The organism is Qipengyuania nanhaisediminis (genome assembly GCF_045862805.1).
Taxonomy (GTDB): Bacteria; Pseudomonadota; Alphaproteobacteria; order Sphingomonadales; family Sphingomonadaceae; genus Erythrobacter; species Erythrobacter nanhaisediminis_A.
The window spans coordinates 1,305,797-1,331,154 of the sequence record NZ_AP025760.1 but is presented as its reverse complement, the minus strand read 5'-3'; the positions used below and the strand labels follow the sequence as shown (position 1 = coordinate 1,331,154).

At 66.2% G+C, this 25,358-nt stretch carries 23 protein-coding genes; 12 read left to right on the top strand and 11 right to left on the bottom strand.

All coding sequences use genetic code 11. The annotated features are described in order from the left end of the window. Positions 1-96 precede the first annotated feature (96 nt). Positions 97-765, top strand: coding sequence for a prolyl hydroxylase family protein (locus ACKTSM_RS06410; RefSeq protein WP_407876291.1), 669 nt, complete (start codon positions 97-99; stop codon positions 763-765). Between the two features lie 36 nt (positions 766-801). Here ACKTSM_RS06410 and ACKTSM_RS06405 read toward each other — a convergent pair whose 3' ends face one another. Further along, positions 802-2,412 (bottom strand): lysine--tRNA ligase, encoded by a 1,611-nt coding sequence (locus tag ACKTSM_RS06405; protein ID WP_407876290.1) that lies wholly within the window; start codon positions 2,410-2,412, stop codon positions 802-804. 213 nt (positions 2,413-2,625) lie between these two features. Between ACKTSM_RS06405 and ACKTSM_RS06400 the strand changes: the two genes are divergently transcribed. From ACKTSM_RS06400 to ACKTSM_RS06385, 4 genes are all read left to right on the top strand, one after another. Further along, positions 2,626-5,412 (top strand): ATP-dependent DNA helicase, encoded by a 2,787-nt coding sequence (locus tag ACKTSM_RS06400; protein ID WP_407876328.1) that lies wholly within the window; start codon positions 2,626-2,628, stop codon positions 5,410-5,412. Next, the gene (locus ACKTSM_RS06395) at positions 5,409-6,473 is read left to right on the top strand and encodes a helix-turn-helix domain-containing protein (protein ID WP_407876289.1); all 1,065 of its coding nucleotides are present in this window, start codon (positions 5,409-5,411) and stop codon (positions 6,471-6,473) included. The genes ACKTSM_RS06400 and ACKTSM_RS06395 overlap by 4 nt, the downstream gene beginning before the upstream one ends. Positions 6,474-6,578: 105 nt before the next feature. Continuing rightward, positions 6,579-7,499 (top strand): sterol desaturase family protein, encoded by a 921-nt coding sequence (locus ACKTSM_RS06390; RefSeq protein ID WP_407876288.1) that lies wholly within the window; start codon positions 6,579-6,581, stop codon positions 7,497-7,499. Positions 7,500-7,596: 97 nt separating this feature from the next. Next, on the top strand, positions 7,597-8,136 hold the full coding sequence (locus ACKTSM_RS06385; protein WP_407876287.1) for a SixA phosphatase family protein: 540 nt from the start codon (positions 7,597-7,599) through the stop codon (positions 8,134-8,136). 3 nt (positions 8,137-8,139) lie between these two features. Here ACKTSM_RS06385 and soxR read toward each other — a convergent pair whose 3' ends face one another. Continuing rightward, the gene (gene soxR, locus ACKTSM_RS06380; RefSeq protein WP_407876286.1) at positions 8,140-8,607 is read right to left on the bottom strand and encodes a redox-sensitive transcriptional activator SoxR; all 468 of its coding nucleotides are present in this window, start codon (positions 8,605-8,607) and stop codon (positions 8,140-8,142) included. Between the two features lie 138 nt (positions 8,608-8,745). On the opposite strand from soxR, the gene ACKTSM_RS06375 reads away from it, so the two are divergent. Then, positions 8,746-9,153 carry a VOC family protein gene (locus ACKTSM_RS06375; RefSeq protein WP_407876285.1) on the top strand — a complete coding sequence of 136 codons (408 nt, stop codon included), beginning with the start codon at positions 8,746-8,748 and terminating at the stop codon, positions 9,151-9,153. Positions 9,154-9,178: 25 nt separating this feature from the next. Here ACKTSM_RS06375 and ACKTSM_RS06370 read toward each other — a convergent pair whose 3' ends face one another. Then, positions 9,179-9,808 carry an SOS response-associated peptidase gene (locus ACKTSM_RS06370; protein ID WP_407876284.1) on the bottom strand — a complete coding sequence of 210 codons (630 nt, stop codon included), beginning with the start codon at positions 9,806-9,808 and terminating at the stop codon, positions 9,179-9,181. Between the two features lie 8 nt (positions 9,809-9,816). After that, complete coding sequence (ubiA, locus tag ACKTSM_RS06365) at positions 9,817-10,725, bottom strand: 4-hydroxybenzoate octaprenyltransferase (protein ID WP_407876283.1); 909 nt, start codon at positions 10,723-10,725, stop codon at positions 9,817-9,819. A gap of 39 nt (positions 10,726-10,764) precedes the next feature. Between ubiA and ACKTSM_RS06360 the strand changes: the two genes are divergently transcribed. The 3 genes from ACKTSM_RS06360 (at position 10,765) to ACKTSM_RS06350 (ending at position 13,322) form a co-directional block, all read left to right on the top strand. Then, entirely contained in the window at positions 10,765-11,547 is a 783-nt protein-coding gene (locus ACKTSM_RS06360) for a 16S rRNA (uracil(1498)-N(3))-methyltransferase (protein WP_407876282.1), read from the top strand. A gap of 64 nt (positions 11,548-11,611) precedes the next feature. Beyond that, positions 11,612-12,985, top strand: coding sequence for a glutamate--cysteine ligase (locus ACKTSM_RS06355; protein WP_407876281.1), 1,374 nt, complete (start codon positions 11,612-11,614; stop codon positions 12,983-12,985). Positions 12,986-13,022: 37 nt separating this feature from the next. Beyond that, positions 13,023-13,322 (top strand): putative quinol monooxygenase, encoded by a 300-nt coding sequence (locus ACKTSM_RS06350; RefSeq protein ID WP_407876280.1) that lies wholly within the window; start codon positions 13,023-13,025, stop codon positions 13,320-13,322. A 3-nt stretch (positions 13,323-13,325) separates the two neighbouring features. Here the strand turns inward: ACKTSM_RS06350 and ACKTSM_RS06345 are convergent, their stop codons facing one another. The 5 genes from ACKTSM_RS06345 to ACKTSM_RS06325 all read right to left on the bottom strand — a co-directional run bounded on the left by ACKTSM_RS06345 (position 13,326) and on the right by ACKTSM_RS06325 (position 19,195). Continuing rightward, positions 13,326-14,735: a methyltransferase family protein gene (locus ACKTSM_RS06345; RefSeq protein WP_407876279.1), complete on the bottom strand. Its 1,410-nt coding sequence runs from the start codon at positions 14,733-14,735 to the stop codon at positions 13,326-13,328. A 123-nt stretch (positions 14,736-14,858) separates the two neighbouring features. Continuing rightward, entirely contained in the window at positions 14,859-16,214 is a 1,356-nt protein-coding gene (locus tag ACKTSM_RS06340) for a PQQ-binding-like beta-propeller repeat protein (RefSeq protein ID WP_407876278.1), read from the bottom strand. A gap of 28 nt (positions 16,215-16,242) precedes the next feature. Beyond that, positions 16,243-17,019, bottom strand: coding sequence for a tetratricopeptide repeat protein (locus ACKTSM_RS06335; RefSeq protein WP_407876277.1), 777 nt, complete (start codon positions 17,017-17,019; stop codon positions 16,243-16,245). 146 nt (positions 17,020-17,165) lie between these two features. Then, the gene (locus ACKTSM_RS06330) at positions 17,166-18,317 is read right to left on the bottom strand and encodes a glycosyltransferase family 4 protein (RefSeq protein WP_407876276.1); all 1,152 of its coding nucleotides are present in this window, start codon (positions 18,315-18,317) and stop codon (positions 17,166-17,168) included. Positions 18,318-18,331: 14 nt separating this feature from the next. Further along, the gene (locus ACKTSM_RS06325) at positions 18,332-19,195 is read right to left on the bottom strand and encodes an alpha/beta fold hydrolase (protein ID WP_407876275.1); all 864 of its coding nucleotides are present in this window, start codon (positions 19,193-19,195) and stop codon (positions 18,332-18,334) included. Between the two features lie 67 nt (positions 19,196-19,262). On the opposite strand from ACKTSM_RS06325, the gene ACKTSM_RS06320 reads away from it, so the two are divergent. After that, entirely contained in the window at positions 19,263-20,666 is a 1,404-nt protein-coding gene (locus ACKTSM_RS06320; protein WP_407876274.1) for a protein adenylyltransferase SelO family protein, read from the top strand. 118 nt (positions 20,667-20,784) lie between these two features. Then, complete coding sequence (astD, locus tag ACKTSM_RS06315) at positions 20,785-22,200, top strand: succinylglutamate-semialdehyde dehydrogenase (protein ID WP_407876273.1); 1,416 nt, start codon at positions 20,785-20,787, stop codon at positions 22,198-22,200. A 30-nt stretch (positions 22,201-22,230) separates the two neighbouring features. Here the strand turns inward: astD and ACKTSM_RS06310 are convergent, their stop codons facing one another. After that, positions 22,231-22,956: a hypothetical protein gene (locus ACKTSM_RS06310; protein ID WP_407876272.1), complete on the bottom strand. Its 726-nt coding sequence runs from the start codon at positions 22,954-22,956 to the stop codon at positions 22,231-22,233. Between the two features lie 368 nt (positions 22,957-23,324). Here ACKTSM_RS06310 and rarD point away from each other — a divergent pair, with 368 nt between their 5' ends. After that, positions 23,325-24,266, top strand: a complete 942-nt coding sequence (gene rarD, locus ACKTSM_RS06305; RefSeq protein ID WP_407876271.1) for an EamA family transporter RarD — start codon at positions 23,325-23,327, stop codon at positions 24,264-24,266. On the opposite strand, the gene pyrC is transcribed toward rarD, so the two are convergent. After that, a complete protein-coding gene (gene pyrC / locus ACKTSM_RS06300; RefSeq protein WP_407876270.1) occupies positions 24,263-25,300 on the bottom strand; it encodes a dihydroorotase in 1,038 nt (345 codons plus the stop codon). The two genes, rarD and pyrC, sit on opposite strands and share 4 nt — an antisense overlap. Between the last annotated feature and the right edge of the window lie 58 nt (positions 25,301-25,358).

Sequence of the window (25,358 nt, the reverse complement as noted above, 5' to 3'; positions counted from 1 at the left end):
CCTTCTCGTCCCTCCTCCTGAGGACGACGCATCGCCCCTGTCGGTTCGTTCCGGCAGGGGCTTTGTTTTTGGTGCGGGCTTGCTAACAGGCTGGCCATGGCAAAGACCGAGACCTTCCCCGATCAGGACGCGCTCAGGCGCATTGGCAATCAGGTTCGCGAACGGCTCGAGGCCGATCCGGGCGTCTACCGGGTCGAGACCGACAAGGCCGAACTGTTCGCGGTCGGTGACTTTCTCACCGCCGCCGAGTGCGAGCGCCTGTGCCTGATGGTCGATCACACCGCGCGCCCCTCCTCGCTCCACGAAATCGGCTATGAAAGCGGCTTTCGCACCTCCTATTCGGGCGATCTCGATCCCTATGACAGCTTCGTCAAAGGCATTGGCCGGCGGATCGACGATTTGCTCGGCCTGCCCTCGCATATCGGAGAGGCGATCCAGGGCCAGCGCTACTTGCCCGGCCAGCAGTTCAAGCCGCACAATGACTGGTTCTACACTTCCGAGAAATACTGGCAGCTCGAACGCAAGCGCGGGGGACAGCGCAGCTGGACGGCGATGGCCTTTCTCAACGATGTCGCCGAAGGCGGCGAGACCCATTTCACCGAGATCGGGATCAAGATCGAACCCAAGCCCGGAGTGCTGCTGGTCTGGAACAACGCGCTGCCCGACGGCCGTCCCAACGAGGCGACGATGCATGCCGGCACCCCGGTGATCAGGGGCGCCAAGTATATCATCACCAAGTGGTATCGCACGCGCACCTGGAAGTAGGAGAGCTCCCAGTCAGCTCCGCGATCAGCGGCGCGTTCAGCTCCGGGCCAGCGCCTCGGCGATCAGCTTGCGCGTGGGCTCGATCCCGTAAAGCGCGATGAAGCTGCCCATGCGCGGTCCTTGCGAGGAGCCGAGCAGCGTCTCGTAGAGCGCGCGGAACCAGTCGCGCAGGGATTCGAAGCCGAATTCCTCGCGCTTGCCGATCTCGTAGACCATGGTCTGAAGCGCCTCGGCGTCGGCGTCGTGCGGAGCCGCGGCGAGCTGCGCGTCGAGTTCGGTCAGCGCGGCCACCTCGCCGGCTTGCGGGGCGCGCTTTTCCAGCGTGGGCGCAACGAATTCGCGGTTGTAGTTCACCGCTGCCTCAATCAGCTGGCGCAGCGCCGGATCGGTCACCGGAGCGCCGGTATAGGCGGCAACGTATTCGGCAAGATTGTCGGGCGTCGCCTCGAGGCCGAGCACGCTGACGAGGTTCAGCAGCAGGCTGTAAGGCACCGACAGGCTGTCGCCCGCCCCCGGCGCAGCGGCGCTTTCCAGTCGTGCATTCGCCCGCAGCAGGTGCCAGACCGGGTTGCCGAGCTGCTTGTCGAGCGGTTGTTCGGCCAGCCTTTCGCGGAACTGCCAGTAATCGTCGATCGCCTTGGGGATGACGCCGGCGTGCAATTGCTTGGCGCTCTTGGGATTGGCGAAGATGTAAAAACCGAGGCTCTCCTCGCTGCCATATTCGAGCCATTGCTCGATCGACAGGCCGTTGCCCTTCGACTTCGAAATCTTCTCGCCCTTGGCGTCGAGGAAAAGTTCGTAGATCAGCCCCTCGGGCTTGTTCCCGCCGAGCACGCGCGCGATCTTGCCGCTCTGAACCCCGCTATCGGTCAGGTCCTTGCCATACATCTCGTAATCGACGCCCAATGCGACCCAGCGCATCGCCCAGTCGACCTTCCACTGGCACTTGGCCATGCCGCCCAGCGCGCTCTGCTCGACCGTGCTGCCATCCTCGTCGGTGAAGCGGATCGTGCCTGCCTTCGCATCGACGACCTCGACCGGCACCTGCAGCACCGCGCCGGTGGTCGGCGAAATCGGCATGACCGGCGAATAGGTCTTGCGCCGTTCCTCGCCCAGCGTCGGAAGCATGATGTCCATGATCGCGTCGAAATGGGTGAGCACGCCGCGCAGAGCATCGTCGAACGCGCCCGAATTGTAGCGATCAGACGCGCTCACGAACTCGTAATCGAACCCGAACCGGTCGAGGAATTCGCGCAGCATCGCGTTGTTGTGCGCGGCAAAGCTCTCGTGCTCGCTGCCAAAGGGATTGGGTATGCGCGAGAGCGGCTTGCCGAGATGGCCTGCCAGCAAGTCCTTGTTGGGCACGTTGTCAGGCACCTTGCGCAGCCCGTCCATGTCATCGCTGAACGCGACCAGCCGCGTCTTCTCGCCGGTCAGCGCCTCGTAGGCGCGGCGCACCAGCGTGGTGCGCAGCACTTCCTGGAAGGTGCCGATATGCGGCAGCCCCGATGGGCCATAGCCCGTTTCGAACAAGACCGGCGCACCGCCCGGCTTTTTGCCGCGCAGGCGTTTGACAAGCCGCTGTGCCTCCTGGAACGGCCAGGCCTTGGAAGTCTTTGCGGCGTCGATCAGGGCGGTGTCGGTCATGATGCTGCGGCCTTTACGGCTAACGCGGCGCGTTGCAAGCACCAAACTGCGCAGCCCGCGACGCCCCCTCCCCCGCGATGACACCGGGACAATTGGGGAACATCGGCGCGCCGGTCATTTACTTGGAGCCTCGCACGCCCCATTTCTGACCCCGTGAGCCAGCCGCCCGCCCCCTCAGCGCCCGCCAGCAATGCGTCGCCGCCGGCGGTGCCCCTGCCCGCGCTCCATGCGAGCCATGGCGGCAACTGGCTGCGGCCCGCCAATGGCGTGACCGGCGCAGTGTCCAAGGGCGAGGCGATTATGGCCGCCGCCGACACCCCCGTCCTGCTGCTCAACGCGCCGCTGGTGGCGAACCGACTGGGCTATCCCGACCTCTCGGGTCTCGACCTGCTTGAACTGTTCGCCTTCGTCCACCCTGCGCGCTTCTGCGTGCCGACCCCGCGCGGACTGGCCCAGGCGCTCGGTATCGCGGCTCCGGCCGATGACAATGCTGTGCCCGAATTCCTGCAAGACGCAGCCGGCGCGCTGCTCGCCGCCTGCGAAGACCGCGAATGGTTCGAGCGCGCAGGTGCGTGGGCGAGCCTGCAATCGCTCGAACGGCTGCGCTGGCCGTGGGCGCAGGTGCTTCGCCCGCATGTCGCACGGCCCGAGCGCGCCGAGAAATGGCTGTTCGCAACCCTGCCCGAATGGGAGGAGACGGCCGAGCGCCCCGCTCCGCGCCAGGTCGAATTGCCGCCGACCGACGTGCTCGAACAGCTCGACGATCTCACCGGCGAAGGCGCGGAAAAGCGCGAGGGCCAGCGCGCCTTCGCCTCCGAGGCCGCGCGCATCTTTGCTCCGCGCTCGGCACAAGACGTGCCGCACCTCGCGCTCGCACAGGCGGGAACGGGTATCGGCAAGACGCTCGGCTATCTTGCTCCTGCCAGCCTGTGGGCGCGCGCTTCGGGTGGGACGGTGTGGGTCTCGACCTTCACCAAGAACCTCCAGCGCCAGTTGCGCGCCGAAAGTCGCCGCGCCTGGCCGGTCAAGCGACCCGACGGCACCCCGCCGGTCGTGGTGCGCAAGGGGCGCGAGAACTATCTGTGCCTGCTCAATCTCGAAGACGCGCTGCAAGGCGGCTTTGCGGGTCGTCCGGCGGTGCTCGCCCATCTCGTCGCGCGCTGGGCCGCTTTCACCCGCGATGGGGACATGATCGGCGGCGACCTTCCCGGCTGGCTCGGCACGCTGTTCCGCAAGCGCGGGATCGCCGCGCTCACCGACCAGCGCGGCGAATGTGTCTATGCCGGGTGTCCGCATTACCGAAAATGCTTCATCGAGCGCGCCCAGCGTGACAGCGCGCAGGCCGACCTTGTGATCGCCAATCACGCGCTCGTCATGGTCAATGCCGCGCGCGCAGGGATCGGCGGACGCGACCAGGGCCAGCGGCTGACGCGGGTGATCTTCGACGAGGGCCACCATGTCTTCGAGGCCGCGGATTCGACCTTTGCCGCCACGCTTTCGGGCCAGGAGGCGATTGAACTCAGGCGCTGGATCATCGGGCCCGAGCGCAAGAATCGCGGGCGCAGGCGCGGGCTTTCCGCGCGGCTGGCGGACATTGCCAGCTATGACGACGAAGGCGGCGCCGCGATCGAGGATGCCTGCGAGGCGGGAACGCTGCTGCCGTCCGATGGCTGGCTGCAAAGGCTGGTGGAAAACGAACCTGCCGGCCCGATCGAGGCGCTGCTCGCTGCGGTGCGAACGGTCACCTATGCGCGCGATGAGAGCGGGCAGGAGGCAGGCTACGGGATCGAGACCGAGACCGCAGGGCTTCCGGGCGAGGTGATCGAGGCGGCGGGGCGCGCGGCCGAGGCGCTGGCAGCGATCCGCACCCCGCTGATCCGGCTCGGCGGGCGGCTCGAGGCGATCGTTGCCGATCCGCCCGACTGGCTCGATGCGCAGGGCCGCGCGCGGATCGAGGGCGCGCGTCACGCGCTTGGCTGGCGGGTCGACCTGATCGCTGCTTGGGAATCGCTGCTCGCCCGGCTCGGCGGACCGGCTGATCCCGAATTCGTCGATTGGCTCGCGGTCGACCGCTCCGATGCGCGCGAATTCGATGTCGCGATCCACCGGCGCTGGCTCGACCCGATGAAGCCTTTCGCAAAGGCCGTGCTCGAACCCGCGCACGGCGTGATGCTGACCAGCGCCACCCTGACCGACCGGATCAATGCGGAGAGCGGCGACAAGTGGGACAGCGCGATCGCGCGCTCGGGCGCAGCCCATGTCGAGGCCGAGCCGATCATGACCGAGGCGCACAGCCCGTTCGACTATGCCAGCAATGCCGAGGTTCTGATCGTCACCGATGTGAAGCGCGGCGACCTCCCCGGCCTTGCGGGTGCCTATGCGCGGCTGATCGAGGCTTCGGGAGGCGGCGTGCTCGGCCTGTTCACCGCGATCCGGCGGCTGCGCGCGGTGCACGGGCGGGTTGCCGACAGGCTGGCACGCGAGGGACTGCCGCTGTTCGCGCAGCATGTCGATCCGATCGATACCGGCACGCTGGTCGACATTTTTCGCGACGATCCGCGCGCGAGCCTGCTCGGGACCGATGCGCTGCGCGACGGGGTCGATGTGCCCGGCCATTCGCTGCGCTGCGTGGTGATGGAAGCGGTGCCATGGCCGCGCCCCGACATCCTCCACAAGGCGCGGCGGCTGGCGGCGGCGGCCAATGGCGGCAGCGCGAGCCAGTATGACGACCGCATCATCCGCGCACGCCTCGCCCAGGCGTTTGGTCGGCTGATCCGCAATCGCGACGATCGCGGCCATTTCGTCGTGCTGTCCGCCGCTTTCCCATCGAGGCTGCTTTCCGCCTTTCCCGAAGGCACCAGCGTGCGCCGGGTGACGCTCGACGAGGCGATCGCCCGGATCGAGGGCGGGTTGATCGGCGAAGACCCGGCCCGCCTCGACCAAGCGGGCGAGGAAGCCGGTGGCAATGTCGGCGCACAGGTGCCAGATAACGGGCCATGATCGAACAGGTCGATTACCTTGTCCGGATGATCGCGATCGGCGCGGGGCTGATGCTGATCGCGCAGCTCGCGGGCGGCGAAGTGCGCCGCGCGATCAAGCTGCCGCTGGTGGCGATGATCGTCGGCTCGATCGCCTATCTCATCAATGTCTCGCCTTTGATGCTCGCCGAATCGCCGATCGATCCGTGGGTCGATCTGTTCGCGATTTCCGCGCCGTTCTGGATCTGGCTGTTCGCGCGCCGCCTGTTCGAGGCCGAACCCGACCGCCGGATCATTCTCGGCGCGGCAGCGGCGATGTTGCTCGGCTGGGTCACGGCCAATTTCGTGCCCGGCGGAAACGCTTTCGGTTTCTATTTCGTCCATGCCGTCGCACTGGTCCTGATCGCGGACCTCGTGCGCGTCGGGCTGGTCGAGCGCAAGGACGACCTGGTCGAGGAACGCCGCGCGGTCCGGCTGTGGCTCCCGCTGCTGGTCGCGGCGCAGGCGGGCGGCATCCTGCTGTTCGAAGTCGTGATCGGCGCGAGCGCGCAATATCCCGCGGTCGAGCTTGCCAATGCGCTGCTGATCCTGCTGCTCACCCTGTTTGCAGGGATCGCGCTGATGCGCACCAATCCCGAATTGCTGGTCGAGCACGAGGAACGCGGCGCCGAGCGCGAGGACCCGCCTGCTCCGCTCGATCTTAGCGCGTCGGAAAAGGTTCTGCACGACAGGCTCGCTGCGACCATGGCAGAGGGCGCCTATCGCGAGCCGGGGCTGACAATTGCGCGGCTGGCCGAGCAACTCGACACGCCCGAACACCGCCTGCGCGCCCTGATCAACCGGCGGCTGGGTTATCGCAATTTCTCCGCTTTCCTCAACCGCCACCGCATCGCCGAAGCGCGCGCGCGATTGTCGAGTGCCGACGACGTCGACCTGCCGGTGCTGACCATCGCGATGGAGCTGGGTTACAATTCGCTCCCCACCTTCAACCGCGCCTTTCGCTCCGAAACGGGGACAACGCCGAGCGAATACAGGCGCTTGGCCTTTGCCGATGAACCGGCGATCGAGGCCGGTCAAAACTGAAAACTTGCGTGCAGGTTTGAAAACGACCGGCATTTTCCGCCGCTGCGAAGCCATGCGCGCGCCGATCGGTCATCACGGGTTCCACAGACCGAAAGGAGCCTTGCCATGACCCCCGCAGCGGACAGCCCCGTCACCCTCCCCTATATCGCCGACCGGCTCGCCGAGCACTTTCTCGACGTGCTCTATTTCGATCTCGGCCGCTACCTCGTCGCAGCGGGCGTGCTGAGCGTGCTGCTGCTCCTATTCGGCGGCTGGGCCAAGGCGCGGCGCATCCAGACGCGCTGTGCCAGCCGCGCTGATTACGTGCGCGAGATTACCTCCTCGCTGCGCACGGTTTTCGTGTTCGGAGTGACAACCCTGACCACGCTGGTGGGGATCGAGACGGGCGTGATCTTCGTGCGGCTCGAAAACGCGCCGCTGGTCACGGTCTTGTGGCAATTCGCGCTGATCGTTGTGCTTCACGATGCTTATTTCTACTGGATCCACCGCGCCATGCACACGCGCACCCTGTTTCGCGCCACCCATCTCCACCACCACAAATCGCGCACGCCGACGCCCTGGGCAGCCTATAGCTTTTCGACCTGGGAGGCGGTGGCCGAAGCCGCTTTCGTCCCGCTGTTCCTGCTCGCCACCAGCCTTGCCGGCCTTGCCTTTGCCGGGCTCGCGATGTTCCTTTTCCTGTGGCACATGATCATCCGTAACGTGATGGCGCATGCCGGCCACGAGGTCTTTCCCGCCGGTTGGGTCGACAACCCGTTCACGCGCTGGATCACCACCACCACGCACCACGATCTGCACCATTCGCAAGGGCACAATTTCGGCTTCTATTTCACCTGGTGGGACCGGATGATGGGAACCGAGCACCCGCGCTATGCCGAGGAGTTTCGCAATGTCGCCAAGCCGGTCCGGCTCCCGCGCATCACCCCGCGCGCTGCCGAACGGATGAGCGCGCTGGCCGCTGCGCTCCTGGCAGGCGCGGTGACGGTCAATGGCTGGGTTGCCGAATTCACTCCTGCGGTGGCGTGACACAGGCCTGTTACCAAGCGCAATCGGGCCTGTCCTTTTGCCCGCTCCGGTGGCATGAACGGCGATTGGACCGGGCACTTGCAGGGATCGGGAACGCGTGAAAATTCTGGGGCTTTTGCGCCATGCCAAGTCCGAATGGGACGATATGGCCAAGCGCGATTTCGACCGCGGTCTCAACGATCGCGGGCGGCGCGGCGCGCGGCTGATCGGCGATCACATCCGCGGACACGGGATCGGGTGGGACCGGCTGGTCGCAAGCCCCGCCGTGCGGGTGTCCGAAACGCTCGAGGAAGGGCTCGACTGGCTGACCCCGCATTACGACCAGAAGCTCTATCTGGCGAGCAGCGACACCATCATCGAGACCGTGCAGGAGCATGGCGGGCAAGGCGATGACGAAGTGGGTCCTATCCTGGTGAGCGGGCACAATCCGGGCCTTCAGGAAACCATTCTGGAACTCGTCGCGCCCGCGCGCGAAAACGATCTGTTCCGCGAAGCCTGCGTCAAGTTTCCCACCGCGACCTATGCCGTGCTCGAATGCCGGATCGATCGCTGGTCCGAACTGCGCCCGCGCTGCGCGGAACTGGTGCACATGGCGCGGCCGCGCGATCTCGACCCGGAACTGGGTCCCGAAACCTGAAGGTCAGCCAGGCGGATCGTCGCCGATGATCTGGCGCGGCCCGGGCCCTTGCGCGGCTAGCCGGTCGCCCGGATTGTAGATCGCGCAGGTTTTCAGGCTCAGGCAACCACAGCCGATACACCCGTCGAGCCGGTCGCGGGTGCGCTGCAATTGCGCGATCTGCGCGTCGATCCGCGCGCGAATGGCCGCGCTGATCGCCCGCCAGTCGCGCGCGGTCGGCGTGCGGCCATGCGGAAGCCTGGCAAGCTCGGCCCTGATCTCGCCCAGCGATAGGCCAAGCTGCTGCGCGATCAGGATGAAACTGACCCGCCGGAGATCGGACCGCAGGAAGCGGCGCTGGCCGCCGGAACTGCGGATCGGTTCGATCAGCCCCTTGTCCTCGTAGAACCGGATTGCCGAAACGCTCAGCCCCGTGCGCCGCGCGATCTCGCCGATCGGCAGGAGGTCGGAGCGGGTCGGCCTGGTGCTCATATCTCGTCCTTGCACATTAAAGCTTGATCTCAAGTTAGGTTGAGGTTGCATGATCGGGGAACAGGGCGATTCGCGCAAGCGCCGACAGGGCGCGGAAACGATGCGGGGATTGCCGCCACACGCACAGGAGCCCCTGCGATGAGCACAGGACGTATCGAACACGCCAATCTCACCGTCACCGATCCCGAACGCAGCGCCGCGCTGTTTGCCGACCTGCTCGGCTGGGAGGAGCGCTGGCGCGGGCCTTCGCAATTCGGCGGCGCCACCATCCATATCGGCGAACGCGGCAATGGCGCGACCTATCTCGCGCTCTACACCAATGACGATGCGCGCGCCGAAAGCGGCAGCCGCCGCTATGCCAAGGGCGCGCCGCTCAATCATGTCGGATTGCTGGTCAATGATCTCGATGCCGCGGCACGGATCGTGCGCGATGCCGGGCTCGAACCGTTCGGCCACGACGATTACGAGCCGGGGCGGCGGTTCTATTTCTTCGACTGGGACGGGATCGAATTCGAGATCGTCAGCTATGCAAGAGACGCGAAATGAACGAGCCCGTCTTCCACGCCCGTCGTCACAACAGCGAGTTCTGGCTGGCAGAGCCGCGCGCCCAGGGCTGGTCGGTCGCATCGATCCTGATCTCGCCGCTCCAGGGCTTGCACAGGGCCTTCGCCTCCTCGGGCGATCCCTCGGTCCAGCGCCCGTAATCCTCGCGCGCGAGCAGCACCGGCATCCGGCTGTGGACCCCCTCCGCAGCCGAACCGGCGCTGTCGGTCATCACCATCGAGTAGGCCAGGCCGAATTCCTCGCTGTCGCGCCACACGCCCGCGCAGGCAAACAGGTCGGCATCGGGAAGCGCAAGCCAGGTGCGCGTCATCTTGCCTTTCGGCCCCTGCGCCTCGGCCCAGGCGGTCAGCGGGATCAGGCAGCGTCGCTCGGCGAAGGAATAGCGCCAGAAGAAACTGTCGAGCTTGTCGGTGCGGGCATTGTTGACCGGCTTGGGTTTGAGGGGCTGGCCCTTCTTGCCCTTCATCACCAGCGGAAAGCCCCAGGTCATCATTTTCAGCTCTCCGCCCGCGATGACGAGACCGGGATAGCCGGGAAAGACCTCGGCGCCGAAATTGGCCCCGCCGGCCGCGTTGATAGCCTCGAACCAGCCGGCGACCTCGTCGGCGTTCCTGGTCATGCGGTAGAGATTGCACATGGTCCTGCTCAGGCTCCTGCATTGCCGATGATGAAACACGCCGCTGCCATCAGCGCGCCAGCCATGCGATTCGACCGGAACCGGGCGAGCGGATTGTCGGGATCGGCGGGATCGAGCGTTGCCACCTGCCAGCCAAGATGCATCCCGACCGGGATCAGCGCGGCGAGTGCCACCGGATCGGGTCGGTAGAGCCACACGCCGAGCGCCCACAGTATCACCGCCGCACCATAGAACGCCGCGACCCCTGCATGAACGCGCTTGCCGAGGGCCAGCGCGCTCGACTTGATCCCGACGAGCGCATCGTCCTCACGGTCCTGCAATGCGTAGATCGTGTCGTAGCCGATCACCCAGGCCATGCATCCGGCATAGATCGCCGCGATCGCCGGCCAGTGATCGAAGCGCAGCTCGCTCCAGCCGACCAGAAGTCCCCAGTTGAAGACAAGGCCGAGCCAGGCCTGCGGCCACCAGGTGATCCGCTTCATGAAGGGATAGGCCGCGACCAGCGCAAGGCTCAAAAGTGCGACGGCTTGTGCCTCGAAGCGCAATTGCAACAGCACAACCAGCCCGACGAGGCACAGCGCCCCGAGCCAGGTCCAGGCGAGGCGATTCGACACCCGGCCGCTCGCCACCGGACGCGCCGCCGTGCGCGCCACCTTGCGGTCGAGATCGGCATCGACGATGTCGTTGTAGACACAGCCCGCCCCGCGCATCGCAATGCTACCGAGCAGCAGGCAGCCGAGCAGCGCGAATTGCGGCCCCGCGCCGGCCAGCCACACGCCGAACACGCAGGGCCAGAACAGCAGCCACCAGCCGATCGGCCGGTCGAACCGCGCCAGTTGCGCGAGGTCTCGCGGCAATTGCGGCAACCGTGCGACGAGACCGCGATGCTCGCTATCGGGGACGACTTGGTCGGTCATGGCTTGCTCCCTAGCCGCGAGCGCGCCAAGGGAAAAGCCATGAGCCGCGACGAACACCATGCCCCCGCCCCGCGCCGTCCAGCCTGGCCGCCCAAAAGCGCGCCGCGCCTGTTCGTGCCCGGCCCGCTCGAATTGGGCGCACAGGTCACGCTCGATGGCAACCAGGCGCATTACCTCGCCCGGGTCATGCGGGTCGGCGAAGGCGACGCGGTGATCGTGTGCGACGATGCGACCGGCGAGTGGGCTGCGCGGGTCAGCGATCCCCAAAAGCGCAGCGTGTCGCTCGAAGTGGTCGAGCAATTGCGCGAGCGCGAGACGGTGCCCGACATCTGGCTGTGCCCTTCGCTGCTCAAGAAGGACCGCTTCGACCTCGTGCTCGAGAAAGCGACCGAGCTGGGCGCTGCGCGGATCCAGCCGGTGATCACGCGCCGCTGCGTCGCCGACAAGCTCAATCTCGGCCGCGCGCGCGCCATCGCGACCGAGGCGGCCGAGCAATGCGCGCGCACTGCCCTGCCCGAACTCGGCGAACCGGCAAAGCTCGAGGCGCTGCTCAGCGGTTGGCCGGACAACCGCACGCTGTTCTTCGCCGACGAGGAAGGCGGCGATCCGGCAGCCGATGCGTTCGTCTATTCCGAAGGGCCAGCCGCAATTCTGATCGGCCCCGAAGGCGGATTCGACGATGCCGAGCGCGCCGCAATCCGCGCGCACAAGCAGGCGCGCGCGATATCGCTGGGGCCGCGCATCCTGCGCGGCGAAACCGCCGCGATTGCCGCGCTGTCGGTATGGATGGCCGAAGCCGGCGACTGGCTCGACGACGAGTGACCGCGCCCATGCCCGTGACACTTTGCGCTTTTCACCGCCGCGCCTCTTACCTAGGGCATGGCCGATGAGCACGCGCGAAACCTCTGCCGCCGACGAACCGGTCATCGAGAATATCGAGGAACTGACCGCCCCGATGCGCGCAGGCGAAAAGCCAGAATCCAAATGGCGGATCGGGACCGAGCACGAGAAATTCGTCTATCACCAGAGCGATTTTCACGCACCTTCCTACGAAGAAGAGGCAGGTATCCGCGATATCCTGTTGAACTTGCGTGAATTTGGCTGGGAGCCGATCGAGGAGAATGGCCACGTCATCGCCATGAAGGGCGCCGATGGCACGGTCAGTCTGGAACCGGCGGGCCAGCTCGAACTGTCGGGCGCACCGCTCGAAAACCTGCACGAGACCTGCGCGGAGACCGGACGCCACCTCGAACAGGTCAAGGCGATCGGCGAGCGCTGCGGGATCGGGTTTCTCGGTCTCGGCATGTGGCCCGACAAGGCGCGCGCGGACCTTCCGGTCATGCCCAAGGGCCGCTATGAAATCATGATGCGGCACATGCCCAAGGTGGGCAATCTCGGGCTAGACATGATGCTGCGCACCTGCACCATCCAGGTCAATCTCGACTACGCGTCCGAGACCGACATGGTGAAGAAGTTCCGCGTCGGCCTCGCGCTGCAACCGCTGGCGACCGCGCTGTTCGCCAATTCGCCCTTCACCGAAGGCAAGCCCAACGGCTACCTGTCCTATCGCAGCCATATCTGGTCGGACACCGACCCGCACCGCACCGGCATGCTGCCCTTCGTGTTCGAAGACGGCTTTGGTTATGAACGCTGGGCCCAATACATGCTCGACGTTCCGATGTATTTCGTCTTCCGCGACGGCAGGTATATCGACGCTGCGGGCCTGTCCTTCCGCGACTTCATGGAAGGCAAGCTCCCGGTCCTTCCCGGCGAACGCCCGACCCAGAGCGACTGGTGGGACCACCTCTCGACCGCCTTTCCCGAAGTGCGGTTGAAGAGCTTTCTCGAAATGCGCGGCGCCGATGGCGGGCCGTGGAGCCGGATCTGCGCGCTCCCTGCCTTCTGGGTCGGCCTGCTCTATGACGATGCCGCGCTCGATGCGGCGTGGAATCTGGTCAAGGACTGGTCGATGGAAGAGCGCGAGCGGCTGCGCAACGAGGCGCCCCGGCTCGCGCTCGACACCCCGCTTCCCGGCGGCAAGGGCACCTTGCAGGACCTGGGCCGCGACGTGCTCGAGATCGCACGCGGCGGGCTCACCGCGCGCGCGCGCCTCAATGCCAGCGGCGACAACGAGACAGGCTTCCTCGAAACGCTCGACGAGATCGTGGCAAGCGGCAAGGTCCCCGCCCAGCGCCTGCTCGATGCGTATCACGGCGAATGGAACGGCGACGTCACGCGGGTTTACAAATACTCGTTCTGACAGGCATCATCGCTCGCCTTGAGGGAGAGCGAAGGACATGATCATCGTCATCGGGACATTCCGCGTGCCGCCCAGCATGGTCGATGTCGCGCGCCCGGCGATGGAGGCGATGATCGCCGCCAGCCGCGCCGAGGAAGGCTGCATCGAATATGCCTATGCGCTCGACGTGGTGGATACAGGCCTCGTGCGGGTGAGCGAGAAATGGCGCGACCGCGCGGCATTGGAAGCGCATCTGCGCACCGCGCACATCGCTGAATGGCGCGCGCAGGTGGCCGCGCTGGCAATCTCCGAACGCGACCTGACCGCGCACGAATCCGACGAGGGGTTCTACATCTAGCCGCTATTCGGCCGGTTCGCGCGAGGCTTCGGGAAGCGGCGCATCGCCTTCCCTTCCGGCACCCAGCCGCCTGCGAACCGCGCGGCTCAGACGCACCAGCGGCGCGGTGAGAAGCCCGTAGCGTCCCATCCAGGCGTGATATTCGCGATATTTGGCGTCCTCTGCCAGGAGATGCGCTTCCTCGGTCCGCGCGCGCCAGTAATAGATCGCGTTGACCACCAGCAGGAAGAAGCAGTTGCGCACCATGTCGGTGACCGATCCGCTGGTGACGAGAAAGGGCATCACCGAAAACCACCAGAACAGGTTCTTCGAGACATAGGCCGGGTGGCGGGTGAAGCGATAGGGGCCATTGGTGATGACCCCGCGATAGGTGAGGTTGGAAAAGCGAATACCGAAAACCACCGTCGCCCAGGCATAGATCGCGGTGAGGAAGACCAGCCAGGCCGCCCAGCCCCACAGAAGCGCCGGGTAGGCCCCGAGCCAGTGGCCCCAGCCCGCAGTGTTCGCCTCGTAGCTGAGCACCTGGTTGTTGGCGCCGATGATCCCCCAGGCAAAAGGCGGGTAGCACAACAGCGCGGCAAGCCAGCCGGCAACGAAGGGGTTGCCCGAGCGGATTTGCGCATCGAGCGGGCGCAGCGTGAACAGGTAGCCCACCGTGCCGATCTGGACATCGATGACGAACAGCAGCGTGATCAGCAGCATTCCGAAGGCGACCGGGTCGCCGATGATCGCCGGCAGGTCGGCCTCGACCACGAAGGCAAATCCGGGCGGCAGGATCGAGATCATGAAAGCGCTGAAGAAGGCCTTGATGATCCAGGCACGCCAGTGCTTCTTGACCTGCTCTGCCTTCCATGCCCCGCGCCCGGTGACAAGCGCGCCGAAATGCCAGGTTGAATCGCGGGGTTCGACCATGAAGCGGTCGAGCCAGACGATATAGGGCACCGACACCGCCACCAGCGGTAGCGCGGCATAGCCGATGACCTTCATCGCGAACAGGTATTGCCCGTCCCAATACCAGCGGCACAGGCAATAAAGCGCGGCGATGATCAGCCAGGTCGCCCACAGCCCGGCGATCTTGACCACCGAGACCGGCAGCACGTCCTCGACGCTGCGCGACAGGCTCCAGTCCAGCCCGGTCGAGGGCCGCAGGTGCACCCGGTCGACCAGCAACGACCAGATCGCCATCGGCCCGGCGGTGAACAGCATCGCGGCGAGCGCGGCATGGGGGCCGGACAGCACGCCATAATCGCCCTCTAACCCGATCCATCCGGCAAATTGCGGAAAGGTGCGGCAGAACAGGATCCAAGCGAACAGGCCGAGCAGGCCGGCAAGACCAACGCCCGAGGAGACGTCGCTTGGCGGCAGCGCGGGGCGCGCGGCATCAGGGCCGGTCGATCGAAGCTTGTCGCTCACGCCCCTGCGCATAGCGCGAAACAGTTAACGCATCGCTCGCGAGCGGCGCGCCGTATCAGGCAGGAACGCGCGGGCGCCAAAGGTTAACGCGCCCCGCTTGCTGTCTCGCTACAGCCGCGCGGCTCAACGCCAGGCGTGAATCGTTCCGCTGTCGTCGAGGATGTAGAGCGTGTCACTGGCCACCACCGGGGCAAGGCTGACCGCGGAATCGAGTTCGGCGAAGAGCTGCGCCGAGCCTTCGCCGACGCTCACCTTCCACACCTCGCCGCGCGAGCTTGCTACCCACAGATGGCCGCCCGCAAGGACCGGGCCGGTCCAGAAGATCGGGCCCTTGCGATCCTCGGCATCGCGGAATTGCTGCAACTGGGTGATCCAGCGCACGCGCCCGCTCGAACGGGCGATTGCCAGCAGGCGCGCATCGTCGGTGAGCGTGAAGATCCATTCGCCGGCAATGGCCGGGGTGGAAATGCCCGCGAGGTTCAATTCCCAGATGCGCTGTCCGGTGACCAGTTCGTAGGCCGCCATGCGCCCGCCCTGGCCGAGCGCATAGACCCGGCCCGAATCGATGATGGGATCGGCATCGATATCGGTCAGCGAACTCACCGTGGTCGAGATATTGGTCCGCGCTAGCGCATCGGCCCACAGCGTGCGGCCGTTTTCATAGCGATAGGCATTGAGCTCTCCGCTCGAATAGCCCGCGATCACGGTGCCCTGTCCTGCCGCGGGGGCAGCAACCCCGAACACTCCCGACTGGGTCGCGGAGCCCGATTCGTTCCAGAGCAGCGCCCCGTCGGCCTGGTTGAGCGCGATGATCTGGTTGTCCTGGGTCATCACATAGATCTGGCCAAACGCGATCGTGGGCGATCCGCGCAAGGGACCGGCAGGCTTGACCCGCCAGATGATCTCGCCCGTAGCCGCGTCGAGCGCCATGGCATCGCCTGCGCCATTGGTCGCGTAGAGGCGTCCATTGTCATAGCTGACCCCGCCGCCGAAAGCGGCCGGACGCACATCGTCGTCCATGTCGGGCGAGGAATTCCAGACCCGCGCGCCGGTGTCGCGGTTGAAGGCGTGGATGGTGCCGTCCGAACCGACCGCGAAGACCATCGTGCCGCCAATCACCGGGGCAGCGGCAAGCCGCGCGCGGTCGCTCGCCCCGGCGATCCGGGCGGTCCAGGCCTTGGCCGGGTTCTCGGCCAGTGCGAGATGGCCGTAGGACTTGCTCGCCGATCCGCCGACCTGCGCCCATTCGGGATTGGTCACGGCAGGCGGGAGAACCACGCTGACACTGGCAAGCGCGGGGTCGACGCTCGCGCCGCTCTCGATCCGCGACAGGATCGGCGTGCGGTTGCCCACGGTCGGGGTTTCCTTCTTCGCACCGCCGAACAGACCGCCTTCGCAGCCCGACAGGGTGCCGGTCATGGTCATCGCCGCCAGGCCGAGCGCCAGAGCGCCTGATTTACCCGAAAATCGCATAAGCATTGGTCCGTCCATTGATCCTGTGTTTGTCTCAGCGCGCGCTCGGCCTTGGGCCGGCAGCTGCGCTCACCCCTTCGGATTCGAGCAGTGCATCGACATCGTCGATCGCATCGACCCCGAGCAGCCCGGCCATCTGCCGCGCCCGCGAACGCAGCGTGTCGGGCAGGCTTTCATCGCGCGCGATCGCCGCGAACAGGGTGCCCGCCTCGTCGCGATTGCCCGCTTCGAGATGCGCGATCGCCACCAGTTCGCCGGCGCTGCCGAAAAAGGCGTTGCCGGGCACGGCGAGCGTGCGCAGCCGGGCGATGACATCGGCCGGTTCGCGATCGTCGAAATTGGTCGCCACCTCGCGGATCAGCGCCAGGTCGCGCATCGGCGCGGGCGCTTCCTCATCGGCGGCGATCGCAGCATAAAGCTCAACCGCGCGCGCAGTGTCTTCCTGTTCGAGCGCAGCGGCAGCCTGGAGGAAGCGGGCCGCGGTGCGCGCCCCCGGCTCGCCCTCTTCGATCACGCTGTCGACCTTGCTTGCCGCGCTTTCGTAATCGCCCGCATCGACCGAATCGAGCGCGCTCACGATGGCTTCGGATTGCGCCTCGCGCTCGGCCTCGCGCGCGCTGTCCCACCACCAGAAGCCGAACATGCCGATCAGCAGCAATGCGATCGCCACGCCGAGCGCGGTGCCGTATTTCTGGAAGAACTCGACCGCGTCGTCCTGGCGAACGGCCTCGTCGATCTCGCGCATGAGGATCTCGTCCTCGCGCGAGGGGGCCGGAACCGATTTGTCGTCTTGGGTTGGAGTGCGCGCCACCGGGCGGTTTCCTCGTTGCAATGAGTGTTCGTTGCGCGGGTCTTTAGGCAGCGCAGGCCCCGCGCGCAATGGCACAGCGGCCGATGCTCACATACCGCGCCCTGCCGTCTGGCCTCAGCGATGCGGCGGAGCGGTTGAACACCGGATTAAGCAAGGCCGCCTGCGCGTCCTCCAAGGGCGCCCGAATAAAGGTCCCGATAGGCGTCCACCATCGCGCTGACATCGTAATTCGCGCGCGCCTTGACGCGGTTGGCCTTGCCGATCGCCGCGCGCAGCCCCTCGTCTTCGGCAAGCTCGCCGAGCACCGCCGCCAGCGCCACCGTGTCACCCGGCACCGCGACATAGGGACGGTTCGCTTCGGCAAGAATCTCCTTCACATCGCCGACATCGGGCGCTGCCACGGGGAGGCCGGCTGCCATGGCTTCGACGACGCTGAGCGGGAACTGTTCGCTTCGTGACGACAGCGCGAAGATATCGAACAGCCCGATCACCTCGTGCGGTCGGGGATGCGCGCCGGGAAGGTGGACGCGGTGACTGACCTCGAGCGCCTCGGCGGTTGTCCTGATCGCGTCACGTTCGGGACCATCGCCGACGATGACGAGGTGCCAGTTTTCGGGCAGATTCGCGCAAGCCTCGACCAGGCGCGGCAACTGCTTGACCGCGCGCAATCCGGCCAGGGTCCCGATCCAGCATTCGCCTTCGCGCTTGACCACGCGGAAGGCGCCGGGCCTTGGCTTGCGACCGAAGGCGCCGGTTTCGATGCCATTCGCGATCCGCACGATCCTGTTTGCAGGCACGTTCCACCGCTCGCGCGCGATGGTCTCGAGCGTGCGGCTGGGAACCACGAGCGCATGGCTGCGGCCAAGCGCGATGCGGCGATAGACATTGCGCCTCGTCTTGAGCGACGCGGCCTCGTCCTCGTTGAACCCGTCCTCGTGGTGGATCAGCGGCGGGAGATCGAACGCCGCGCCAAAGACGGTGTGCGCCATGACCGCATCCATCGCGCCCCAATTGTAGGTGAGGACGAGGTCATAGCCCTTCATCGCCTTGGCGATGGCAACCAGCCGCCCGGGGGTCGGCAAGCCCTTGAGCGAGGGAAATTCCGGGAGGAAACGCACCGCCACCGCGCGATCGATATGCGCGCGCGCCCCGGTCTGTTCGGGCTCGGCTGACACGATCGCGTGCTCGGCCCAGCCGCCGAGCGCGTTCATCAGCGCGACGCTGCGCAATTCCTTGCCTCCCGGCGCGAAGGTCGAATGGCAATGGAGGATGCGGACAGGCCCTGCGGTGCTGGACATGGCGCGGTGCCGTTTCAGATCGCCGCGAGCAGCGCGTCGATCGCGGCGCGCGCTTCGGGTTCGTCGAGCGTGGGCGCATGGCCAACCCGCGGCACGGTGACGCTGGTCATGGCCGGGTTGCGCTCTGCCATGCGGGAGACGGTGGCGGGCGACAAGAGATCCGACAATTCGCCTCTGACGACCAGCATAGGCACGCCCTTGAGCGCATCGAATGCGGGCCACAGGTCAGGCGGCGCGGCCCCGCCCTCGCTCTTGAAGGGTTCCGAGATCGCCATGTCGTAATCGTGGCTGATCCGCCCGTTCTGGCTCACCACCAGCCCGCGCTTGGCGCTTTCGAGCCAACGGTCGAGATCATAATCGGGAAACAGCGGCTGGAACGTGTCTGCGAGCGAGCGCGCGGCGTGGACCCAGGTCGGATAGCTCTTGCCAAGGCCGACATAGCTGGCGATCCGTTCGATCCCCGAAGGATCGATCTCGGGTCCGATATCGTTGATGACCGCAGCCACGATCCGGCCCGGCTTCGCGGCGGCGAGCATCATGGTGAGAAGCCCGCCCATCGAAGTGCCGACCGCGATGAACCGGGTGATGCCCAGTTCGGCGAGCAGGCGTTCGATATCATCGACATACTGGGCCGGGTTGTAAGTTGCGGGGTCGGGCGCATAATCGCTGTTGGCGCGGCCGCGCATCTCGGGGACGATCACCCGGCGCGTTTCGGCAAGGTGCGGTGCGAGCGCTTCGAAATCGCGCGAATTGCGCGTCAGGCCGTGCAGGCACAGCACGGGAGGCCCCTCATAGCCTGCCGGCCCCGGGTAATCGCGGTAATAGAGCGAGAGATCGTCAGCGCTGGTCCAGCGCCGCTCTTCGAATGTTTCGGCCATCAAAGGCGTCTCTTTCCAATATCCTGGGCGGGTTGCACCCCGCCTGCCTTGCGCCCACTATCGCGGGATGAGCGACAACACGCAAGCAGCCAGACGCGCCGATGCTCCGCCAATCCTGGGAATTGCCGACTGGCTCGCCGATCCGGTCGAGGCCGCCGATTTTCCCGAGACCCGGCTGCGCTTTCGCAATGACCGCGCCGCGGCAGAGATCGGGCTAGACCGGCTCGACGACGCGCAATGGGTCGCGCATTTCGGCCGTTTCGCACCGCTCGACGGCAATCTGCGACGACCGCTCGCACTCAGATATCACGGCCACCAGTTCCGCGCCTACAACCCCGATATCGGCGATGGACGCGGGTTCCTGTTCGCCCAGCTGCACAGCGATGACGGCCGCCTGCTCGACCTGGGGACCAAGGGGTCGGGCACCACGCCCTATTCGCGCAACGGCGACGGGCGGTTGACGCTGAAAGGCGCGGTGCGCGAAATCCTCGCAACCGAAATGCTCGAAGCGCTCGGGGCCTATACCTCGCGGACCCTGTCGGTGATCGAGACCGGCGAAGCGCTCGAACGCGGCGACGAGCCCTCGCCCACCCGCTCGGCGGTGATGGTCCGGCTGAGCCATTCTCATATTCGCATCGGCACCTTCCAGCGCTTGCTCGCGCATGACGACAAGGCGCACATGGCCGACCTTGTCAATTATTGCCTCACCCAGTTTCCCGGGCCGCCGCCGCCCGAAGACGCCCCCGCGCGCGAGGAACCCGCGGTTATCCTGATGCACCAGGTCACCGAGCGCATGGCCGATCTTGCCGCCAGCTACATGGTGTCAGGCTTCGTCCACGGCGTGCTCAACACCGACAACATGAATATCACCGGCGAGAGCTTCGATTACGGCCCGTGGCGCTGGCTTCCTCGCTGGGACCCCGCTTTCACCGCCGCCTATTTCGACCACCAGGGCCTATATGCTTTCGGTCGCCAGCCCGAGGCCATGCACTGGAATTGCGGGCAATTTGCGGTCGCGCTGCGGCTTCTGGCCGAAAGCGCGCCGCTGGTGGCCGCGCTCGAACGGTTCGGGCCGCTTTACATGGAAGCGGTCGCGCGGCGCTGGTGCTGGCGGCTGGGGATCATATCGCGCGGGAGCGAGACCGATGGCGCGCTCGTCTCCGCCTGCGAGAAAGCCATGCGCGAGACCGGCGTGCAGCCCGATCGCTTCTTTTTCGACCATCGCGGCGGACGCGGCGCGACCGGGGAACTGGCAGAGGCGCTCGATGGATACCAAGCTGTCCCTGGCGCTTGCGATCATCCCTATTGGGACCGCGACGCGCCCGAGACCATGCTGATCGACGAGGTCGAGGCGATCTGGTCCGCTATCGACGCAAGCGACGACTGGCAGTCCTTGAACGACAAGATCACGCGCCTCAGGGAGATGGGCGACGCCCACGGCGCGCCGCCAAAGCCCGCAGGACACCGGTAAGCAGGCTGTTAACGCTCGCGCTTTACCCTAGGAAAAGGCGGTTTTCGCGGCTAACCAAGGCCGGCCGGTGGGACGGGACCAGGCCCGATAAAGCGCGAAGACACAACGGGAAGACTAAGTGAGCGAAGAGGTCCTGAAATCCTACGCCCCTGCCACCGGGGAAGAATTGTGGAGCGGCAAGATCGGCGATGTCGATGACGCGGTCAGCCGTGCGCGCCGCGCCTGGCCCGCCTGGGCCGCGCTCGCGCTCGGCAACCGGATCGAGATCGCGCGCCGCTTTGCCAACGCCGTGCGCAAGCAGGCCGAAAGCCTCGCCGACCTGATCGCCAACGAAACCGGCAAGCCCTTGTGGGAAGCGCGCAGCGAAGTCGACGCGGTGATCGCCAAGGTCGATATCTCGGTCCAGGCCTATGCCGAACGCACAGGCAGGAAGAAGCTCGACAGCGCGCTCAAGGGAACCGCCGCGGTGCGCCACAAGCCGCACGGGGTGATGGCCGTGCTCGGCCCCTACAATTTCCCCGCTCACCTTCCCAACGGGCACATCATCCCCGCGCTAATTGCGGGCAACACGGTGCTGTTCAAGCCCTCGGAAAAGACCCCTGCCGTGGGCGAGGCGCTGGTCGATTGCTGGAAGAAGAGCGGCGCGCCCGAAGACACGCTGCAACTGGTGGTCGGCGGTCCCGATACGGGCAAGGCGCTGGTCGCGCATCCGGGGATCGACGGGGTGCTTTTCACAGGCTCGGCTCAGGCGGGCATCGCCATCAATCGCAAGCTTGCTGCCAATCCGGGCAAGATCGTCGCGCTCGAAATGGGCGGGAACAATCCGCTCGTCGTCTGCGACACGCCCAAGATTTCCGATGCCGCAGCCCTGATCGTGCAGAGCGCCTTCACCACCGCCGGGCAGCGATGCACCGCGGCACGTCGGCTGGTGGTGACAGACAGCATCTATGACGACCTGATGGGCGAATTGCTGCCGATGACCAAGCGGCTGATCGTCGGCGAACCCTTTGCCGATCCGCAGCCCTTCATGGGGCCGGTTATCGACAACGACACCGCCGACAGGCTCAACGAGAGCTTCGTCGCGCTCGTCACCGCCGGAGGCAAGCCGCTGCTGCACATGCGCCGGCCCGATCCCGACAAGCCTTTCCTCACGCCCGGCATGATCGACACCACCGCGATTCCCGAGCGTCCCGATATCGAGCTGTTCGGCCCGCTTCTCCAGGTGATCCGCGTGCCTGATCTCGACGCCGCGATCGCCGAGGCGAACAACACCCGCTTCGGCCTGTCGGCATCGCTGATCGGAGGCACGCCCGAGGATTACGGACGGTTCTGGGCCAATATCCGCGCAGGGATCATCAATTGGAACCGGCCCACCAACGGTGCCTCGTCTTCCGCCCCGTTCGGCGGGATCGGACTATCGGGAAATCACCGGCCCGCGGCCTATTACGCCGCCGATTACTGCGCCTATCCGGTTGCGAGCACCGAGATGGACCAGCCGCGCGCAAATCTCGGCGTCGGTCTCAAGGAAAGCTGACCGGCGGCGTCTGGTCGTGCCAGGCGGCGCCTATTTGCGCCAGTGGACCACGTCGACCTCGCTCATGTCGCCCTGCAATCGGCGGACATGCACAGCGATCGCCTGATCACGCCTTTCCGCGCGCAACTGGCGTTCGGGCTCGTTGTGAAGCGCGACGCGGAAACGCGCGCGCTCGGCCTTGGCGTGATGATCTTCGAGCACATCGTCGATGGTCGCCGGGGTGCGATAGCGCACCGCGCGCACCACGCAATCGCCGCTGTCGATACCGGCGGCCTGGTGCACCATGCCGTGCGGCATAATTGCGGATATGTCGGGAAGGCGCAGCGACCAGTCCAACGACGAATCGAGACGCGCGGCGCAATCGGGCCGCGCCCCCAGCGCCGAAAGTATCGCTTCGGCATTGTCGAGACCGCCGAGCGCCGGCGCTCCCGGTCCCGGCTGCGAGGGCGCGAGCGGCGGAACGCGGCCTGCATCGAGCAGTTCGACGCGCGCGGCATCGCGCGCCCGGCGGGCCGCAGCGTCATCGCCGGTCATCAGCGGCAACGGATGACCGTCGCGAAAGGCGATCGCGGCATTGGCCTCACTGCGCCAGGAAAGGTCAGGATCGGCCATGAGCGGATCGGCAAGCGCCCGGGCGAGCAACGGGTCCTGGGTGAGCGCCTGCGCCGCTGGCGGCGTTTCGGGTTCGCTCTCGCAGGCGGACAGGGCAAAAAAGGCCAGCGTGCAAGCGGCCAATGACGTGAAGCGCGTAACCATGCCATGCTCCATGCACGATCAGGGTTAACATTCGCTCTCCTGCACCCGCAATTGGGCGCGCGGGGCTGGCCCAATAGAAAACGCCCCCACGCCTACGCAAAGAAGGCATGAGAGCGTTTTCCCGCGACTGGTGGGAGCCGCGCCCGGGCCAGTTGGTGGAGATGGCCCAAGATCGTCACGAAAGGCGGCACAAGGGGTGGGGGAGAGAGAGCCGCATCTCGTCTGTGTTCATATATAGAGGCGCGAACCTGAACAGGCTGCGAGGGGGTTGTTGGCTGTGGTTAAGGCTGGAGCCACCCCGGTTTGAGCGATTTGGCCGCAAGACGCGCGCTTGCGCAGCGACGCAGCGACCCCTAGGGGCCAGCCAGATGCAACGTTCAGACCCCTCCTCGTCCGGCCTTCAAGGTGCGTCAGGACAGGCCAAGCCCTCCGGCCTCCCGGCTGCGATCGGCGCTTACCTGATCTGGGGCTTCATGCCGCTCTACCTGCTGCTGGTGACCAGCGTGCCGCCGTTCGAATTTGTCGGCTGGCGGATCATCTGGACGCTGCCCTTCTGCCTGTTAATCGTGGCGCTGCGAAAGCAGTTCCCGGCGCTGCGCAAGGCCTTGTCCGATCGGCGGACCATGCTCGCGCTGCTGGCAAGCGCGGTGCTGATCGCGATCAACTGGTTCGTCTATATCTGGGCGATCATGAACAATCAGGTCTATGCCGCGAGCCTTGGCTATTATCTCAACCCGCTGCTGAACGTGCTGCTTGGCACGGTCCTCCTGCGCGAGAAGCTGTCGCGCTGGCAATGGGTGGCGGTCGCCATCGCTGCGAGCGCGGTGGCGCTGCTTTCGGCAGGCGCGCTGACCACCTTGTGGATCAGCCTGACACTGGGTTTCAGCTTTGGCCTCTATGGCATTGTCCGAAAGCAGGTCGATGTCGGCTCGCTGCCGGGCCTTACGATCGAGAGCATGATCCTGCTCCTGCCGGCATGCGCGATTGCCTGGTTCTATGCCGCCGGGCCCGAGGGGTCGGCCTTCGGACAGGACGCCTGGCTCAGCCTCGCGATCGCCTTTGCCGGCGTGGTCACCGCGGTGCCGCTGCTCCTGTTCGCGATCGCTGCCCGGCGGATGAACTATTCGACGCTCGGCTTCATCCAGTATCTTGCGCCGACCATCGTCTTCCTGCTCGGCCTGACGGTGTTCGGCGAGGAGCTGCGCCCGGTCCAGCTCGGCAGTTTCGTGCTGATCTGGATCGCGGTGACGATTTTCGTCGGCGATATGTGGGCGCGCAGCCGCCGTGCGCGCGCCGCTGCTATCGCCTAGCCCGCGATCCGCCAGCCGAGCCTTTGCCCGGCATGCCAGGGCACGATCTCCTCGCCCGCGAGCGGCAGGCTGTCCGGCACCGTCACTTCGGCGCGTTCCAGCGTGATCTGCGCCTCGTTGACCGGCAGGCCGTAAAAGGCCGGGCCATGGAGCGAGGCGAAGCCTTCGAAGGCATCGAGCGCGCCCTCTTCCTCGAACACCGACAGATAGCTTTCGAGCGCGTAAGGCGCATTGAAGATACCGGCGCAGCCGCATGCGCTTTCCTTGGCCGCGCGCAGGTGCGGCGCGCTGTCGGTGCCGAGAAAGAACTTCGGATTGCCCGAAACCGCCGCTGCGCGCAGAGCCTGGCGGTGCGATTCGCGCTTGGCGACCGGCAGGCAGTAATTGTGCGGCTGGATCCCGCCCACCAGCATGGCATTGCGGTTGATGTGGAGATGCTGCGGGGTGATCGTCGCAGCCACATTGGCCCCTGCCTCGCGAACGAATTGCGCAGCATCGGCGGTGGTGATGTGCTCGAACACGACCTTGAGATCGGGGAAGGTTCCGGTGATGGGCCGCAGGTGGCGCGCGATGAATTCGGCCTCGCGGTCGAATACGTCGACATCGCTATCGGTGACTTCGCCATGGACGCACAGCACGATGCCCACTGCCTCCATCCGTTCGAGCAACGGGTAGATCCGCTCGACATCGCTGACCCCGTGCGCCGAATTGGTGGTGGCATTGGCGGGATAGAGCTTGGCGGCGGTAAAAATCCCTTCGTCCGCGCCGCGCGCGAGATCATCGGCATCGGTGCCGTCGGTAAGATAGCAGGTCATCAGCGGGGTAAATTCCAGCCCCGCCGGCACCGCGGCCATAATCCGGTCGCGATAGGCCGCAGCCATGGCTGCACTGGTGACCGGCGGGCTGAGATTGGGCATCACGACCGCGCGGGCGAACTGGCGCGCGGTATAGGGCACCACGCCGCGCATGACCTCGCCATCGCGCAGGTGCAGGTGCCAGTCATCGGGGCGGCGGATCGTCAGGATGTCGGTCATCGCGTCGGCGCATAACCGGCAGCGCCAGGCCTTTCCAGCCCTGACTTGCGCGCCTAAG

Excerpts from the sequence above, each read along its gene's own strand:
- ACKTSM_RS06410 (WP_407876291.1), top strand. The coding sequence starts at position 97 with ATGGCAAAGACCGAGACCTTCCCCGATCAGGACGCGCTCAGGCGCATT.
- ACKTSM_RS06405 (WP_407876290.1), bottom strand. The coding sequence starts at position 2,412 with ATGACCGACACCGCCCTGATCGACGCCGCAAAGACTTCCAAGGCCTGG.
- ACKTSM_RS06395 (WP_407876289.1), top strand. The coding sequence starts at position 5,409 with ATGATCGAACAGGTCGATTACCTTGTCCGGATGATCGCGATCGGCGCG.
- ACKTSM_RS06390 (WP_407876288.1), top strand. The coding sequence starts at position 6,579 with ATGACCCCCGCAGCGGACAGCCCCGTCACCCTCCCCTATATCGCCGAC.
- soxR (WP_407876286.1), bottom strand. The coding sequence starts at position 8,607 with ATGAGCACCAGGCCGACCCGCTCCGACCTCCTGCCGATCGGCGAGATC.
- ACKTSM_RS06375 (WP_407876285.1), top strand. The coding sequence starts at position 8,746 with ATGAGCACAGGACGTATCGAACACGCCAATCTCACCGTCACCGATCCC.
- ACKTSM_RS06370 (WP_407876284.1), bottom strand. The coding sequence starts at position 9,808 with ATGTGCAATCTCTACCGCATGACCAGGAACGCCGACGAGGTCGCCGGC.
- ubiA (WP_407876283.1), bottom strand. The coding sequence starts at position 10,725 with ATGACCGACCAAGTCGTCCCCGATAGCGAGCATCGCGGTCTCGTCGCA.
- ACKTSM_RS06360 (WP_407876282.1), top strand. The coding sequence starts at position 10,765 with ATGAGCCGCGACGAACACCATGCCCCCGCCCCGCGCCGTCCAGCCTGG.
- ACKTSM_RS06355 (WP_407876281.1), top strand. The coding sequence starts at position 11,612 with ATGAGCACGCGCGAAACCTCTGCCGCCGACGAACCGGTCATCGAGAAT.
- ACKTSM_RS06350 (WP_407876280.1), top strand. The coding sequence starts at position 13,023 with ATGATCATCGTCATCGGGACATTCCGCGTGCCGCCCAGCATGGTCGAT.
- ACKTSM_RS06340 (WP_407876278.1), bottom strand. The coding sequence starts at position 16,214 with ATGCTTATGCGATTTTCGGGTAAATCAGGCGCTCTGGCGCTCGGCCTG.
- ACKTSM_RS06330 (WP_407876276.1), bottom strand. The coding sequence starts at position 18,317 with ATGTCCAGCACCGCAGGGCCTGTCCGCATCCTCCATTGCCATTCGACC.
- ACKTSM_RS06325 (WP_407876275.1), bottom strand. The coding sequence starts at position 19,195 with ATGGCCGAAACATTCGAAGAGCGGCGCTGGACCAGCGCTGACGATCTC.
- ACKTSM_RS06320 (WP_407876274.1), top strand. The coding sequence starts at position 19,263 with ATGAGCGACAACACGCAAGCAGCCAGACGCGCCGATGCTCCGCCAATC.
- ACKTSM_RS06310 (WP_407876272.1), bottom strand. The coding sequence starts at position 22,956 with ATGGTTACGCGCTTCACGTCATTGGCCGCTTGCACGCTGGCCTTTTTT.
- rarD (WP_407876271.1), top strand. The coding sequence starts at position 23,325 with ATGCAACGTTCAGACCCCTCCTCGTCCGGCCTTCAAGGTGCGTCAGGA.
- pyrC (WP_407876270.1), bottom strand. The coding sequence starts at position 25,300 with ATGACCGACATCCTGACGATCCGCCGCCCCGATGACTGGCACCTGCAC.